Annotated in this window: 18 protein-coding genes; 16 read left to right on the top strand and 2 right to left on the bottom strand. The window is 69.0% G+C overall.

Annotation, left to right across the window (positions count from 1 at the left end):
- The first annotated feature begins 229 nt into the window (after positions 1-229).
- From AC5RUH_RS07325 to AC5RUH_RS07275, 11 genes are all read left to right on the top strand, one after another.
- Complete coding sequence (locus AC5RUH_RS07325) at positions 230-1,117, top strand: VOC family protein (RefSeq protein WP_494128258.1); 888 nt, start codon at positions 230-232, stop codon at positions 1,115-1,117.
- A gap of 69 nt (positions 1,118-1,186) precedes the next feature.
- Entirely contained in the window at positions 1,187-1,672 is a 486-nt protein-coding gene (locus tag AC5RUH_RS07320; RefSeq protein ID WP_493999966.1) for a hypothetical protein, read from the top strand.
- Between the two features lie 229 nt (positions 1,673-1,901).
- Entirely contained in the window at positions 1,902-2,330 is a 429-nt protein-coding gene (gene rpsP / locus AC5RUH_RS07315; protein ID WP_493977360.1) for a 30S ribosomal protein S16, read from the top strand.
- Complete coding sequence (locus tag AC5RUH_RS07310; RefSeq protein ID WP_493977361.1) at positions 2,330-2,569, top strand: RNA-binding protein; 240 nt, start codon at positions 2,330-2,332, stop codon at positions 2,567-2,569. The genes rpsP and AC5RUH_RS07310 overlap by 1 nt, the downstream gene beginning before the upstream one ends.
- Before the next feature lie 110 nt (positions 2,570-2,679).
- Entirely contained in the window at positions 2,680-3,228 is a 549-nt protein-coding gene (rimM, locus tag AC5RUH_RS07305; protein ID WP_494128257.1) for a ribosome maturation factor RimM, read from the top strand.
- The gene (trmD, locus tag AC5RUH_RS07300; RefSeq protein ID WP_494128256.1) at positions 3,229-4,098 is read left to right on the top strand and encodes a tRNA (guanosine(37)-N1)-methyltransferase TrmD; all 870 of its coding nucleotides are present in this window, start codon (positions 3,229-3,231) and stop codon (positions 4,096-4,098) included.
- A 248-nt stretch (positions 4,099-4,346) separates the two neighbouring features.
- Complete coding sequence (rplS, locus tag AC5RUH_RS07295) at positions 4,347-4,706, top strand: 50S ribosomal protein L19 (RefSeq protein ID WP_493941266.1); 360 nt, start codon at positions 4,347-4,349, stop codon at positions 4,704-4,706.
- 113 nt (positions 4,707-4,819) lie between these two features.
- Entirely contained in the window at positions 4,820-5,449 is a 630-nt protein-coding gene (gene lepB, locus AC5RUH_RS07290) for a signal peptidase I (RefSeq protein ID WP_494014832.1), read from the top strand.
- A gap of 5 nt (positions 5,450-5,454) precedes the next feature.
- Complete coding sequence (lepB, locus tag AC5RUH_RS07285; protein WP_494128255.1) at positions 5,455-6,264, top strand: signal peptidase I; 810 nt, start codon at positions 5,455-5,457, stop codon at positions 6,262-6,264.
- Complete coding sequence (gene rnhB, locus AC5RUH_RS07280; RefSeq protein WP_494022923.1) at positions 6,261-6,959, top strand: ribonuclease HII; 699 nt, start codon at positions 6,261-6,263, stop codon at positions 6,957-6,959. The genes lepB (AC5RUH_RS07285) and rnhB overlap by 4 nt, the downstream gene beginning before the upstream one ends.
- Positions 6,960-6,992: 33 nt before the next feature.
- Positions 6,993-7,316, top strand: coding sequence for a DUF2469 domain-containing protein (locus tag AC5RUH_RS07275; RefSeq protein WP_493999960.1), 324 nt, complete (start codon positions 6,993-6,995; stop codon positions 7,314-7,316).
- 65 nt (positions 7,317-7,381) lie between these two features.
- Here AC5RUH_RS07275 and AC5RUH_RS07270 read toward each other — a convergent pair whose 3' ends face one another.
- Positions 7,382-8,785 carry an NAD(P)/FAD-dependent oxidoreductase gene (locus AC5RUH_RS07270; RefSeq protein ID WP_494128254.1) on the bottom strand — a complete coding sequence of 468 codons (1,404 nt, stop codon included), beginning with the start codon at positions 8,783-8,785 and terminating at the stop codon, positions 7,382-7,384.
- Between the two features lie 434 nt (positions 8,786-9,219).
- Here AC5RUH_RS07270 and AC5RUH_RS07265 point away from each other — a divergent pair, with 434 nt between their 5' ends.
- From AC5RUH_RS07265 to AC5RUH_RS07245, 5 genes are all read left to right on the top strand, one after another.
- A complete protein-coding gene (locus AC5RUH_RS07265) occupies positions 9,220-9,576 on the top strand; it encodes a YraN family protein (protein ID WP_493999949.1) in 357 nt (118 codons plus the stop codon).
- Positions 9,576-11,114: a YifB family Mg chelatase-like AAA ATPase gene (locus AC5RUH_RS07260; RefSeq protein WP_494128253.1), complete on the top strand. Its 1,539-nt coding sequence runs from the start codon at positions 9,576-9,578 to the stop codon at positions 11,112-11,114. The genes AC5RUH_RS07265 and AC5RUH_RS07260 overlap by 1 nt, the downstream gene beginning before the upstream one ends.
- A 38-nt stretch (positions 11,115-11,152) precedes the next feature.
- On the top strand, positions 11,153-12,358 hold the full coding sequence (gene dprA / locus AC5RUH_RS07255; RefSeq protein ID WP_494128252.1) for a DNA-processing protein DprA: 1,206 nt from the start codon (positions 11,153-11,155) through the stop codon (positions 12,356-12,358).
- Between the two features lie 89 nt (positions 12,359-12,447).
- Positions 12,448-13,401, top strand: coding sequence for a tyrosine recombinase XerC (locus AC5RUH_RS07250; protein WP_494049817.1), 954 nt, complete (start codon positions 12,448-12,450; stop codon positions 13,399-13,401).
- 249 nt (positions 13,402-13,650) lie between these two features.
- Positions 13,651-14,154, top strand: a complete 504-nt coding sequence (locus AC5RUH_RS07245) for a DUF3145 domain-containing protein (protein ID WP_493977382.1) — start codon at positions 13,651-13,653, stop codon at positions 14,152-14,154.
- 107 nt (positions 14,155-14,261) lie between these two features.
- On the opposite strand, the gene fabF is transcribed toward AC5RUH_RS07245, so the two are convergent.
- Positions 14,262-15,497, bottom strand: coding sequence for a beta-ketoacyl-ACP synthase II (gene fabF / locus AC5RUH_RS07240; protein WP_494073816.1), 1,236 nt, complete (start codon positions 15,495-15,497; stop codon positions 14,262-14,264).
- Between the last annotated feature and the right edge of the window lie 53 nt (positions 15,498-15,550).

The following is a 15,550-nucleotide window of genomic DNA, read 5'->3' as shown; positions in this document are numbered from 1 at the left end:
GGCAGCGCCGCAGCGGCCGCCACCGGCGCCGCCCTGCTGTTGCGCGCCGCCGGACGCCGGCCCGCAAGCTCCCGGTTCCTGCGCGCGGGCGCGCTGGGGCTGGTGCTGCAGGCGGCCGGAGACGTGGCCCTGGGCAGCTACCTGGCGTACCGGCGCCGCCGCTGACCACTGATACACCGGCAGGCGTTCGGACTGGAATAAACGTGAAGCTTCAAGTATTGTTAATTGCATGAACATTCAAGTAAACCCCCAGGACCTGCTCTCGGCCGACCTCAGCATGGGCACCGTGATGCTCAAGGTCGGCGACATGAAGAACATGACCAACTACTACCAGCGGGCGCTGGGACTGGACCCGGTCTCCGAGGGACTCGGCGGGGTTTACCTGGGCCGCGGCACCACGCCGCTGCTCCACCTGGCCCCGGCCAACGGGCTGCAGCTGCCGTCGCGCGGCGAAGCCGGCCTCTTCCACACCGCCTTCCTGTTCGAGAACCAGTCGGACCTGGCCGCCACCGTGGCCACCGCGGCGCAGACCGACCCCTCCCGGTTCGCCGGCAGCGCCGACCACCTGGTCAGCGAGGCGTTCTACTTCACCGACCCGGAGGGCAACGGCATCGAGCTCTACTGGGACCGCCCCCGCGACCAGTGGTCCTGGAACGAGACCGCCGACGGCAAGGAGGTCCACATGGACAGCCTGGCCCTGAACCCCCAGACCTACCTGCAGAGCCACCTGACCGAGGAGTCGCTGTCCACCCAGCGCGAGGCCGGCGCCGGGATCGGCCACGTGCACCTGCAGGTCGGCGACACCAACGTCGCCGAGGAATTCTACGTGAAGACCCTCGGCTTCGAACGCACCGCCGGCTGGCACGGCCAGGCACTGTTCGTCGCCGCCGGCGGCTACCACCACCACATGGCCATGAACGTCTGGAACAGCCGCGGCGCCGGGCCGCGCAAGGACACCCTGGGTCTGGGCGAGGTGCTGATCCACGTGCCGACCGAGGACGAGGTCGGCGCCCTGACCGAACGCCTCACCAGCGCCGGCATCGCCCACCACCACACCGGGGCCGAGCTGCGCTTCGAGGACCCGTGGCGCAACCAGTTGCGCGTCGCCGTCGGCTGAGGCGGAATCCCGCCCGGTGCGGCTAGGCTGAAGAGGTACCACTCGGTCTAGCCGCGGAAGGACCTGCAGATGTCCGGAACCACCGAAATCTTCGTCGCCACCCACGATGTCGCCGTCCGGCGCGCCGCCGAGCTTGAGGCCAGCGTCGACTCCCGCGGGGAAACCGACGGGCCGATGGCCGAGGTCGAGGATGCGCCCAGCCTTCGCCTCAACGGGGTCACCGACCTTGAGGTCGAGATCCTCGGCGGCCTGGCCGCGAAGGCCGTCGGCGCCGCCGGCGGCGAGGCCCTGGACATGGCCGACGTCTCCAGCGACTACCTGATGGTCGCCCCGGATGCCATGGTCCAGTCGCTGGCCGAACTGCTGACCTACACCGACGACGACGGTGCCTCCCTGATCCCGGAGGTTGCCTCGCGGTGGGCCGCGGAAGAGGACATGCCGTTCAGCGGGGCCATCGCCGAAGACAACGTGCGCCGGATTGCACAGCTGGCGTCGCTGGCGGAGCAGGCCGAACGCCAGCAGCTCTACGTCTGGTCCACGACCGCCGAAGCCTGACGTTTCCCGGGTCGAGCGGCCTGAAGTGCCTGCCGCCGAACCGGTGGCAACGCGCCGCCGTCGCCAAGTCGCGCGGATTGGTTCCCATCTGGCACAATAGACAGGTACTCGATCTGCGCGGCCCCTCTCTCCGCGTGTGTATCTTGTCCTTTGAACCCCAACCATGGCCCGCCCCACGGGAGCAGACATACGGGTTCGCCCATTTTCAGAACCAGGAGTGACCACAACAGTGGCCGTAAAGATTCGCCTTAAGCGCTTCGGTAAGAAGTTCTCTGCCCACTACCGCGTCGTTGTCATGGATGCCCGCGCCAAGCGCGACGGCCGTGCCATCGAGGAGATCGGGCAGTACCACCCGACCGAAGAGCCCTCGTTCATCGAGATCAACTCCGAGCGTGCCCAGTACTGGCTCGGCGTCGGCGCCCAGCCGACCGAGCAGGCCGAAGTTCTGCTCAAGATCACGGGCGACTGGCAAAAGTTCAAGGGCATTGAGGGCCAGGAAGGCACCCTCAAGACCAAGGCTGCCAAGGAAGCCTTCGTGGCTCCCGAAAAGGACTCCGTGATCGTCCCCGAGGCCATCACCCCGAAGGCCAAGAAGGAAGAAGCTGCCGAGGCTCCGGCCGAGGAAGCAGCCGCAGACGAAGCCGAAAAGGCTGAGTAATGCTGGCCGAAGCGCTCGATCATCTGGTCCGCGGGATCGTTGACAGTCCTGACGACGTCAAGGTAACGCAGAAGAGCAACCGCCGCGGTGACATCATCGAGGTGCGTGTTCATCCGGAGGATCTGGGCCGCGTCATCGGCCGCCAGGGCCGCACCGCCCGCGCACTGCGCACCGTGGTGAACGCCTTGGCCGATGACCAGGTCCGCGTGGATGTGGTCGATACCGACCGCCGCCGCTGATCCGGATCGGCGCCTGCCCGGCATCGAGCCGGGCACCCATTCCATAACCTCCGGCCCCTGTACCAGATAATGGTCCAGGGGCCGGACGTTTTTCTTCCAAAGGAGTCTGCATGCAGGTACAAGTTGCCCGGATCGGCAAGCCGCACGGCATCCGGGGCGAGGTCACGGTGCAGGTGCTGACCGACGCTCCGGCCGATCGCTTCGTCCCCGACGTCGAGCTGACCGTGGAGCCGGCCGGTTTGGGGCCGCTGACGGTGCGCAGTGCCCGCTGGAACAAGGACATCCTGCTGCTGGGTTTCCATGAAGTCGCCGACCGCAACGGCGCCGAAGAACTCCGCGGCGCCAGGCTCTTCGTCGACACCGAGGACGTCGAGGACGACGACGACGCGTGGTACGAGCACGAGCTCGTCGGCCTCGAGGTGCGCATAGGGGAAGACGCGGTCGGCAAGGTCTCCGGCCTGAACACCATGCCCGCCCAGGACCTGCTGGTCGTGGAGGACCTGGACGGCGGGGAAGTCCTCGTGCCGTTCGTCGAGGAGATCGTGCCGGAGGTAAACGTGGAGGCGGGCTTTGTCCGGCTCACCCCGCCGGCCGGGCTGTTCGAGCTGAACTCGCCGGATGCGCAGGAGGCCCCCGACGACGGCGAGGGGGAGCGCTAGGTGCGCATCGACGTCGTCAGCATCTTTCCGGAGTACCTGGCCGCGCTGGACCTGTCGCTGATCGGCAAGGCGCGCCAGGACGGGCTGCTGCAGCTGCAGGTCCACGACCTGCGCGACTTCACTACCGACCGCCACCGCACCGTCGACGACACCCCGTACGGCGGCGGCGCGGGCATGGTCATGAAGCCCGAACCCTGGGCGCAGGCGCTCGAATCGGTCGTTGCCGCGAGCCCCCGCGGGGACGTGCCGGCCCGCCCGGAGCCCGCCGCGGACACGGTCCCCGAACCGGCCGCCGCCCGGCCGGTCCTGATCGTCCCGTCCCCGGCCGGCGAGGTCTTCAACCAGGCCCTCGCCTACGAGCTCGCCGCCGAGGACCATCTGGTGTTCGCCTGCGGCCGCTACGAAGGCATCGACGAGCGCGTCCTCGACTGGGCGGGCGGGCATTTCCGGGTCCGCCCGGTCAGCCTCGGCGACTACGTGCTGAACGGGGGAGAGGTGGCCGTGCTGGCGATGGTCGAGGCCGTGGGCCGGCTGGTTCCCGGCGTCGTCGGCAACCCCGACTCGCTGGTGGAGGAGTCCCACTCGGACGGGCTGCTGGAGTATCCGGTCTACACCAAACCCTCCGAGTGGCGCGGCCGCGGTATCCCGGACGTGCTGCTCAGCGGAAACCACGCCAAGATTGCCCGGCACCGCCGCGACGAACAGCTGCGCCGCACCGCCGCGCGCCGCCCGGACCTGGTCCTGGCCCTGGATCCGGAAACCCTGGACAAGCAGGACCGCGCTACCCTGGCCGGACTCGGCTACACCGTTACGCCCGAGCGGGTCGTGCCGGATTCGGCGCACCCGGAGCTTCAGCCACGCCGCATGTAGGGCTGGGGCGGCATGTAGGGCTTGGGCGGCGGAATTAGAGCTTGGGCCCTGCCGTGTGGCAAAATAGAGGATTGTGTCCGCTGGGCACGTTCCTGCCACAGGGGGAGCGTCGCCAACAGCCGGACTCTCCGGCCGCCGATTCCCGGATGGCCGGTTTCCTGAATTTCGGCAGCAACCGTTGCAGGCACCGCCTGACCGTCCTGCCGTGACCAAAGTGAATGACCTGTGGCGTTCACCAGGAGTGAGAAATGCATATCCTCGACTCTGTTGACGCAGCATCGCTGCGCAGCGACGTTCCCGAGTTCCGCGCCGGCGACACCGTTAAGGTGCACGTGAACATCATCGAAGGCAAGACCGCCCGTATCCAGGTTTTCCAGGGTTTCGTCATGGGCCGCCAGGGCCATGGTGTCCGCGAGACCTTCACCGTCCGCAAGGTTTCCTTCGGCGTGGGCGTGGAGCGTACCTTCCCGGTACACTCCCCGATCATCGACCACATCGAGGTCGTCACCAAGGGCGACGTGCGCCGCGCCAAGCTGTACTACATGCGCAAGCGCCACGGCAAGGCAGCCCGCATCAAGGAGAAGCGCGACTTCGGCACCGCCAAGTAAAGTTGCCCACCGGCAACTTCTTGACCTAACCAGTGCAGCACCTCCCTGGTTCCCCCGAAGCCTCGGGGGAACAACCAAGACGCCGGCCCGGACTTCCGGGCTGGCGTTTTGTGTTGGCCGTCGTCGCCTGCGCCGTGGTGCTCAGCGCCGTCGTGCGCGCCACGCTGCTGGACGTGTACTACATCCCGTCCGGCTCGATGGAGCCGCTGCTGGAGACCGGCGACCGTGTCCTGGTTTCCCGCACCGACTACCACTTCGGCGGGATCCGGCGGGGCGACCTGGTGGTCTTCGACGGGCGGGGCTCGTTCGCGCCCTTTAATAGCGGCAAGTCCCCGTTCGTGGACGCCGCGCAGCAGGCCGGCCAGTGGCTGGGCATTGCCGGCAGCGACACCATCTACGTGAAGCGCGTGATCGGCCTGCCGGGGGACTCGGTCGAGTGCTGCGGCCCGGACGGGCGGCTGCTGGTCAATGGCGAGCCCGTCGAGGAGGATTACCTCTTTCCCGGCGACGCGCCCAGCGAGGTGGAGTTCTCGGTCCAGGTGCCCAAGGATAGATTGTGGTTAATGGGGGACCACCGGTCGGCCTCGGCCGATTCGCGGGCCCTCCTCGGCGCGCCCGGCGGGGGCATGGTCCCCGTCGAGCGCGTCATTGGCCGCCCGCTGAGCATCATCTGGCCGCTCGACCGGGTGTCCGGGCTGGAGCGGATACAGTTGGATGCCCAGCCAGCGGAGAATCGAGGATAGTGAGTATGGACCAGGACCCGAAGGACACTGGCGGGTACCAGCCGGATGCCTCCGGGCCGCGGAAGCGCGAACGCCAGCGCGAACACAAGAACGCCGGACGGAACTCCCTGTTGTCGTGGCTGAAGGAGATCGCCACGATTGTCGCGGTCGCCGTCGTCCTTTCTTTCCTGATCAAGACCTTCCTCTTCCGCGCCTTCTTCATCCCGTCCACCTCGATGGAGGACACGCTCGAGGTCGACGACCGGATCTTCGTGAACCTGCTGGTCCCGCAGCCGTTTGAGCTCAGCCGCGGCGACGTGGTGGTTTTCCAGGACAAGCTCAACTGGCTGCCGCCGAACGGGGCGGATGAAGGCAACTGGTTCCAGCAAATCCTCACCTTCGTCGGGCTGATGCCGGACGCATCCCAGCAGCACCTGGTCAAGCGCGTCATTGGCCTGGGCGGCGACCAGGTGGTCTGTTGCGACGCCGATGGCCGCATCTCGGTCAATGGGGAGCCGCTGGACGAGGATCCCTACCTGGCGCCGGGCTCGGACAACGCCCGGATTCCCTTCGACGTGACGGTGCCCGAGGGTAAAATCTGGGTCATGGGCGATAACCGGAACCATTCCGCGGACTCGCGCGAACACCAGGACGAGGCGTCGAGGGGCTTCGTGGACCTCGAGTCCGTCGAGGGCAAGGCCAGCGTCATCGCCTGGCCGCTGGACCGGCTGGGCTTCCTGGGCAATTACCCCGAGGTCTTCGACGGCGTCCCGGAACCGTCCGAAGCGTCCGGCGGCGGGAAGCCGGCCCTGGCCCGGCAGGACGAGGCACCGTGACCGGCAGGAACCCCACGCTGCGCTTCGAGCGGTCCTTCGCGGAGGCGGGCCACCGGCTGGTCGCCGGTGCGGACGAAGTGGGCCGCGGGGCCCTGGCCGGACCGGTCAGCGTAGGGATGGTGGCCATCGACGCGACCTCGGCCAAGCAGATCCGCGGCGTCCGCGACAGCAAACTGCTCAGCCCGGCGGACCGGGTGGCCCTGGTGCCCAAGATCCACAAGTGGGCGACGGCCTACGGCGTGGGGCATGCCAGCGCGGCCGAAATCGATGCGCTGGGCCTGATGGCGGCCCTGCGGCTGGCCGGCGCGCGGGCCTGGGGCCAGGTGCTGGCCACCGCGCGCCCGGACATCGTGATCCTCGACGGCAACCACGACTGGCTGTCGGCGGGGGAGCCGTCGCTCTTCGACGACGTCGCGCAGCCCGGCTGCGACGCGCCGGTCCGGACCAGGATCAAGGCGGACCTGCAGTGCCTCAGCGTGGCCGCGGCCAGCGTGCTGGCGAAGGTGGAGCGCGACGCGATGATGACCGGCTACGCCGCGGACTATCCGGACTACGCCTGGGACATCAACAAGGGCTACGCCACCGCCGCGCACCGCGCCGCCTTGCTGGGCATCGGTCCCTCGGAGCTGCACCGCCGAAGTTGGCGGCTGACCCCCGAGGAACCGCTGATGCCCGCCGTCGAACTCGCGGAGTAAACGCCGCGGGGCAATCTGGGGCAGGATGGATACATGAGCGCCGAAGACCTTGAGAACTACGAGACCGACATGGAGCTGCAGCTCTACCGGGAGTACCGCGATGTCGCCGGCCTGTTCAGCTACGTCGTGGAAACCGAGCGCCGCTTCTATCTGGCCAACCACGTGGACCTGCAGGCGCGCTCTGCCGACGGCGAGATCTACTTCGACCTGACCCTGCAGGACGCGTGGGTCTGGGACGTCTACCGTTCCGCCCGGTTCGTGAAATCCGTGCGCGTGATCACGTTCAAGGACGTCAATGTCGAGGAACTGGCAAAGAACGACGACCTGACCCTGCCCAAGGGCGGACTCGGCGGCTGAGCGGCTACCGGCCGCCGACCCCGTCCAGGGTGATGTACGTCTTGCGGACGGTGTCGTGGAGTACTTCAGGCGCGGCCGGAGATGAGGTCTGCGGCCTTGGCGATCGGGGAGGTTGAGGTGCGGCCGGAGTTTTCCGACTTGTCAGCGGCGTAGTACGCCGCGTACATGGCCTGGACGGCAATCCAGCGCAAAGGTTCCACTTCCCAGGTGCGCACCCGGCGATTCACCCACGGCATGGTGGTCAGTTCGCTCTCCGTGTCCAGCACCAGGTCCCGCAGCGTGCGGCCGGCCAGGTTCGTTGCGGTCACGCCGGTGCCGACATACCCGCCGGCCCAGCCGATGCCGGTCTCCCGGTCCAGGCCGACGGTGGCCTTCCAGTCGCGCGGCACGCCCAGCACACCGGCCCAGGCGTGGTCGATCCGTGCGCCGCGGGTGGCCGGGAACATGTCGTGCAGGATCGCGGCAAGGTTCTGGATCGTCTCGGGCTGGGTGGCCCCGTCCGTGTCCGTCTTGGAGCCAAACCGGTAGGGCACGCCGCGCCCGCCGAGCGCAATCCGGTTATCGGCCGTGCGCTGGGCGTACATGTAGGCGTGCGCCATGTCGCCCACGGTGTCGAACTCATTCCACCCAATCGCCGCCCAGACGTCGTCTCCGAGGGGCTCGGTGGCGATCATCGACGAATTCATCGGGAGCCATTCGCGGTGCGAGCCCTTCAGGTTCGCGGTGAAGCCCTCCGTCGCCCGCAGAATGTACTCGGCCCGGACATCACCCCTCTCCGTCCGCGCCAGCCGGGGGCTGATTTCGGTGACGGTGGTGTCCTCGTAGATGCGCACGCCCAGGGCTCCCACCCTTTCCGCCAGGCCGCGCACCAGCTTGGCCGGATGGATCCGGGCACAGTGCGGCTGGTGGACGGCGCCGAGCGTGCCGGCAATCCGGACCCGCTCGCTGCTTTCGGCCGCGCTCAGCAGGCGGACGCCGGCCTCGGGCCACTCGGCCTCGGCTGCGGCCAGGGCCTTGAGCCGTTCCAGCTGGGCCGGATTGCGGGCCACATTCAGCTCGCCGCCCTTGCGGACACCGGCGTCGATGCCCTCCGCACCGGCGACCGCGATGACCTCGTCCACCGTCTCGTTCAGCAGCGTCTGGAAGCGGCCCACCAGCGCACGGCCGTGCGCCTTGACGTACTGGCCGCGGCCGCCGGTGATGCTGTTGGTCAGCCAGCCGCCGTTGCGGCCCGAGGCGCCGAAGCCAGCGAAGCGGCTCTCGAGCACGACGATATCCAGCTCCGGCCGGGCCTTCTTGAGGTAGTACGCCGTCCACAGCCCGGTGTAGCCGGCGCCGACGATGGCGACATCGGCCGTCGTGTCGCCGGCCAGGGCCGGCCGGGGAGCGGGCAGCCCGTCCTCGGCAAACCAAAAGGAGACGTTGCCGTTGACCGTCGAGGCCGTCTCGGTGATCAGTTTTTTGCTCATGGTGGGATTTCCTAGGTCGTGGAGACGAGGTCGGAGTCTTCGAGCAGCACGCCGTGCCCTGAACCGTTCCTGTAGCTTGCAGCATGCCGCCCACCTGCGGGCGACCGGAGGCTGATCCAGTGGCTGATATGGAGCGCAGGCCAGGCGTGCTGCGCATCACTTCTTCAGCGTAACGGAGGCTGGTGCCCTGCCCTCCCATGCCGGGGGCGCGGCGCACCCCCGCTGATGCCCCGCCTGGCGTGTCCGCCGCCGGTGGCCGCCGCCCGCGACTGCCGCCCGCCACTGCCGCACGTAACCGTGTGTCGAAGGCGGGCATGGCGGAGTCCACGGCCGCAGCGCCGCCCTGCCCTGCACAGGTTGCCGCTCCGGGTGTGCTGTCCACATCCTGGGGTTTCGTGAAGCTGCCTTCCCATGTCGCCGCCACGCTGGAGGGCATGAGAGCGAAAGACGACCTGGGCCGACGCGGTGAGGAGATGGCCGCGTCCTACCTTTCCGGCGCCGGCCAGCGTGTCATCGACCGAAACTGGCGCAGCCCCGACGGCGAACTGGACATCGTCTCCGTGGACGGGGCGACCATCGTGGTCTCCGAGGTCAAGACCCGGCGCAGCACCGACTACGGCCACCCCTTCGAAGCCATCACCGACGCCAAGGTCCGCCGACTCCACATCCTGGGGCACCAGTGGCTGCGCGACCACGGCATGACCGGGACGGCGATGAGGGTGGACGCCGTCGCGGTGCTCTACGGGCAGGGGCGTTGGCCCGTGATCGAGTACTTGAAGGGCGTCGGCTGATGGGGCTCGGACGGACATTCTCGGTGGCGCTGGTGGGCCTGAACGGGCACATCGTCGAGGTGGAAGCGGACATCGGCCAAACCCTCCCGGCCTTTATTCTCCTGGGGCTGCCGGACGCGGCCCTGACCGAGGCCAAGGAACGGATCAAGGCCGCGGCGAAGAACGCCGGGGTCCCGCTCAGCAGGCGGAAGATCACAGTCAACCTTGTCCCCGCTTCGCTGCCGAAGAAGGGCTCCGGCTTCGACCTGGCCATCCTGATGGCCTCGCTCCAGGCGGCGGGGGACGTCCGGCCCAGCGGCCGCAACATCTTCCTGGCAGAGCTGGGCCTCGACGGGAGGCTCCGGCCGGTCAGGGGTGTACTGCCGGCGGTGATGGCGGCCGTCGAAGCAGGGTATCCGCATGTTGTCGTTGCCGACGCCAACGCGGCCGAGGCCGCGCTGGTGCCCGGCGCCCGGGTGCGCAGCTTCAGCAATCTGGTTGAGGTCTTGATGGCCTTCGGCGCCGACGCGGACCGCCTGAGTCCCGCCCCGCCGGAGCGGCTGGCCCCGTCCGTCCCGGCCGCAGCACCTCCTGCGCCCGCCCCCGACCTGGCGGACGTGGCCGGGCAGCATGAAGCCCGGGCGGCGCTGGAAGTCGCCGCTGCGGGCGGCCATCATTTGCTGCTCGTCGGCCCGCCCGGTGCCGGCAAGACGATGCTCGCCGAACGGTTGCCTGGCATCCTGCCCGATCTTCCCGACCACCACGCCATGGAGGTGACCGCCATCCACTCCCTGAGCGCCACGGCCGTCCCGCTGACCGAGCTGGTACGGCGGCCGCCGTACGAGAGCCCGCACCACACGGCAACGGCGGTCTCCATCATCGGGGGCGGCTCCGGCATGCCCCGCCCGGGAGCGGCCTCGCGGGCACACCGCGGGGTGCTGTTCATGGACGAGGCACCTGAATACGACCGGCAGGTGCTCGACGCGTTGCGCCAGCCGCTGGAGAGCGGGCGGCTGGTGGTACACCGGGCGGCGGGCAGCGCCGCCTACCCGGCCCGTTTCCAGCTCGTCATGGCGGCGAACCCCTGCCCGTGCGGGCTCTCCGGCGGCAAGGGTTTGGAATGTACCTGCACGCCCGACCAGAGGCGCCGCTACTTCGGCAAACTCTCCAACCCCTTGACCGACCGCATCGATCTGCAGCTGACTCTGCCACGGCTGACTGTGGGGATGATGGCCACGGGTGCGCGGCGGGAGGACAGCGCGGCCGTCGCCGCCCGGGTAGCGGTGGCACGGACGGCACAGCGGGCGAGGCTGCAGCCGTGGGGCATCGGGTTGAACGCGGAGATCAGCGGCGAACTGTTGACCGGAAAGCTGCGGCTTCCGGCGGCTATCACAAGGGACCTGGACCGGGCCATGGAATGCGGAGTGCTGACCGGCCGTGGCTACTCGCGGGTCCTGCGCGTTGCGTGGACGCTCGCCGACCTGTCCGGCCTGGACCGGCCGGACCGGGACTGCGTCGGCACGGCGCTGGCCTTCCGCCAACAGGTCAAGGCGGCGTGACCATGCCGTCCCCATCTGCGGCCGCAGGCCAGGAGGAGATGACCAGAATGACGCAACTGCCGTCCACCGACGAGCGCCTTGCCCGGGCGGCGCTGTCCCGGCTGATGGAGCCGTCTGACTGGATCGGCCAGGCACTGGTCGCTGCTGCCGGCGCCCACGACGCCCTCAGGGTCGCCACCGGCCAGATCAAGGCCGGGCACGGTCTGCAGGCGGAATTGCTGAGCGCCCTCGACCGCGTACCCTCTGCCGGCAACGCCCAGCCGCTCAGCGACGCCCTCGAGCGGTGGGCGCCGCGCATCAAGGACCTTGCGCCCGAACGCGACCTGGTCGTGATCGGCAGGCTTGGCGGCACCGTGCTCATTCCCGGAGACGCCGTGTGGCCGGCCGCGTTGGCAGACCTCGGGCTGGGCGAACCGCTCTGCCTCTGGGCGCGGGGAAGGTTCACCGGCGGCATCCCGGACGTCCGGACAACGGTGGCCGTTGTCGGTTCCCGGGACAGCACGAATTACGGCAACCAGGTGACCGGCGACATCAGCAGCGGACTCGCGCAGCGGGGCTATTGCGTGATCTCCGGCGGGGCCTACGGGATCGATGCGCAGGCCCATCGGTCGGCCCTGGCGGCGGAAACCGAACATGTCGCCACCATGGCGGTCATGGCCGGCGGCCTGGACCGGTACTACCCGGCCGGAAACGAAGAACTGCTCCGCGCCATCGCCAGACGGGGGATCCTGCTGGCCGAAGTGCCGCCCGGCGCCGCACCAACACGTTGGAGATTCCTGCAACGAAACCGGCTCATCGCGGCGTTGGCCGCCGCAACCATCGTGGTGGAGGCCCGCTGGCGCTCCGGGGCACTGAATACTGCCCATCACGCCGCGGGGCTGGGCCGCGGCGTGGGCGCCGTCCCCGGATCCGTCTACAGCGCGAACTCGGCCGGTACCCATCGGCTGTTGCGCGACGGGAGCGCGACTGCCGTCACGGATGCCGCAGAGGCAGCCGAGCTCGCGGGACCGCTGGGAACAGTGCCCGCCGGGGGCCAAGAGGTGCTCGCCGACCACGACGGACTCGGCGTGGACGACCTGCTGCTGCTCGACGCCCTGCCGGTTCGCCGGGGAAGCACCGTGGACAAGCTCGCCACGGTCGCGGGCATCCCGGTCCGCACCGTCCTCGCGGGGCTCGGCCGGTTGGAAGCGGCAGGACTGGCCGTCCAGGACGCCACCGGCTGGCGCCGGGGGCGGCGGGACTGAGTAGGACACAGGGAAGGAGCGCGGCGGCAATTCAGCCGTGCCCCGTGCGCCTCCTTGAGTTCGGCGGGCCGGACCAGCAAAGTGAGGGGATGAGCTCTGCAGACCAACCCGAACCGCAGGGCACCGAGCCGCTCCCGCAGGCCTTTGACGCGGCCCTCGATGGCTTCGCCCGCTATCTGAAGGCGGAACGGGCGCGCTCGGAACATACCATCCGCGCCTATGCGACCGACGTCCGGCACCTGCTCGGCTACGCAGCGGAAACCGGTGCCCGGGAGCTGCCGGACATCACCCTCGGGACCCTGCGGTCCTGGCTGGGCGCGATGAACGGAGCCGGCATGGCCCGATCCACGCTGGCGCGGCGCACGGCCACCGCCCGCACGTTTATGGGCTGGGCGTTGCGGGAAGAGCTCATCCACACCGATCCGTCGCTCCGGCTGAAGGCGCCCAAACGCACCGGCTCGCTGCCCACCGTGCTGCGCCCGGCCCAGGTCGACGAGCTGTTCCGAACGCTCGCCGAGGAAGCCGCCGAGGGGGAGCCGATGCCCCTGCGGGACCGGGCGATGATCGAACTGCTCTATGCCACCGGAATCCGCGTCAGCGAACTCGCGGGCCTGGACATCGACGAAGTGGACAACGAACGCCGGACCATCCGAGTGCTCGGCAAGGGCAACAAGGAACGCACCGTTCCGTTTGGACTGCCGGCCGCCGTCGCCATGGACGACTGGCTGCGCCGCGGCAGGCCCAGGCTCGCCACCGCGGAAAGCGGTCCGGCCCTGTTCCTCGGCCAACGCGGCAGGCGCGTGGACCCGCGCCAGGTGCGCTCCGTCGCGGCGAGGCTCTTCGGCCTGCTCGGCGACACCTCGGCCACCGGGCCGCACGCCCTCCGGCACAGCGCCGCCACGCACCTGTTGGACGGGGGAGCGGACCTGCGGGCCGTCCAGGAGATCCTCGGCCACAGCACTTTGGCGACCACCCAGCTCTACACCCACGTCTCCGTGGACCGGCTGCGCCGCAGCTACCAGCAGGCGCACCCGCGGGCCTGATCGCGGACAGCAGCGGCGGGCGGGACCGGCCGCCCGCCCGGAACGCGGCCGCCCCGGGGAGCCGGCGGACCGGCTGCACCGGCGGAACCGGCGACACGCCATAACACATTGGTAGTTACACTGGCGCAATTCGATGCCGTACGGCACAATGAGGAACGAAGCGTCGGAAACAGCAGTACTGACAAGTTCCATCCGTTGACAGGCTGAAGGTCGTTGGGGAAGACGTACCTACAGCAAATGGAGGATGGGATGTCTGTTGTGATGACGCGTGGAGTGCTGTTTGTGCATTCAGCACCTTCGGCACTGTGCCCGCATATCGAGTGGGCCGTCGGATCCGTCGTGGACAAGCGAACGGATCTCGAGTGGACCCCGCAGCCTGCCGCGCCCGGAATGTACCGGGCCGAGCTGTCGTGGGTCGGCGCGCAGGGGACCGGCGCCATGCTGGCCTCTGCCCTGCGCGGCTGGGCCCATTTGCGCTATGAAGTCGCCGAAGAGCCGAGCGCCGGGGTGGACGGCGGCCGCTGGTCGCACACGCCCGAACTCGGCATTTTCCACGCCATGACCGACGTTCACGGAAACATCATGGTGAGCGAGGACCGCATCCGCTACGCCTACGAAGCCGGTGCCGGCGATCCCGCAGCCGTCTACCACGAACTGTCCCTCGCCCTGGGCGAGGCATGGGACGAAGAACTCGAGCCTTTCCGCCACGCCGCCGAAGGCGCCCCCGTCCGCTGGCTGCACCAGGTCGGCTGACGCCGGCTCTTCCCTCCCTCCTCCATCCACGCAAAAGGGAGGGCGGCCGGTGAAAACCGGCCGCCCTCCCTTTCGTGCTGCCCGCAGGCAAGCATTGGAGTGAACGGTCAGACGTTGCGGAACACGACGACGGCGTTGTGGCCGCCGAACCCGAAGGAGTTGTTCAACGCGACGATGTCGCCCTGCGGCAGGTCGCGGGACGAGGTGACCACGTCCAGTGGGATCTCCGGGTCCTGGTTCTCCAGATTGATCGTGGCCGGAGCGCGGCGTTCGTAGACAGCCATTACGGTCATCACGGACTCCACAGCACCCGACGCGCCGAGCAGGTGGCCGGTCTGCGACTTGGTCGCGGAGACCGCAACGTTGTCGACATGGTCACCGAGCGCGGCCTTCAGAGCAGTGTATTCCGGCTTGTCGCCGACAGGGGTGGACGTGGCGTGGGCGTTGACGTGCACCACGTCGGTCGCCTGTGCCCGGGCGTCGAACATCGCGGCCTTCAGCGCGCGGGTGGCGCCCAGTCCCTCGGGATCGGGGGCGGTGATGTGGTAGGCATCGGCGGTGACGCCGGAGCCGGCAAGCTCGGCATAGATGCGGGCACCGCGGGCCAGGGCATGTTCCTCGGCCTCGAGCACCAGCGCGCCGGCGCCTTCGCCCATCACGAAGCCGTCCCGGTCCAGATCGTACGGGCGCGAGGCACGTTCGGGGTCGTCATTGCGCCTGGACAGGGCCTGCATCGCGCTGAACGCCGCGATCGGCATGGGGTGGATCGCGGCCTCGGCGCCGCCGGTCATGACCACGTCGGCCTTGCCGGCGCGGATCAGGTCGATGCCCAAGGCCATGGCTTCGGTGCCGGAAGCGCAGGCGGAGACCGGGGTGTGGGCGCCCGCGCGGGCACCCAGGTCCATGCTCACGGCCGCGGCCGGGCCGTTCGGCATCAGCATCGGCACCGTCATCGGCAGCACCCGCCGCGGCCCGCGGTCGCGCAGCGTGTCCCACGCGTCCAGCAGCGTCCACACGCCGCCGATACCGGTGGCGAAAGCCACGGCCAGGCGGTCGTGGTCAACCTCTTCGATGCCGGAGTCTTTCCAAGCCTCACGGGCCGCCACCACGGCGAACTGGGTGGAGGGGTCCATCCGCTTGGCTTCGACCCGGGTCAGTACTTCGTCCGGGCGGTTGCTGGCCTGGGCAGCGAACGTCACCGGCAGTTCGTACTGGGCTACCCAATCATCTTCGAGGGTACGGGCCCCGGAAACGCCCTTGAGCGCATTCCGCCACATCGTGGGGACGTCGCCGCCGATCGGGGTGGTGGCGCCGAGGCCGGTGATGACTACTTTGCGTGCCATTGATTCATTCTCTCAATAGTGATTGGGCAATAAATCCGGTGCGGCGGCCGGAC

Source organism: Arthrobacter sp. Y3223166, assembly GCF_059090935.1.
The sequence above is the reverse complement of the archived record's forward strand: the minus strand, read 5'-3'. Positions and strand labels throughout refer to the sequence as shown.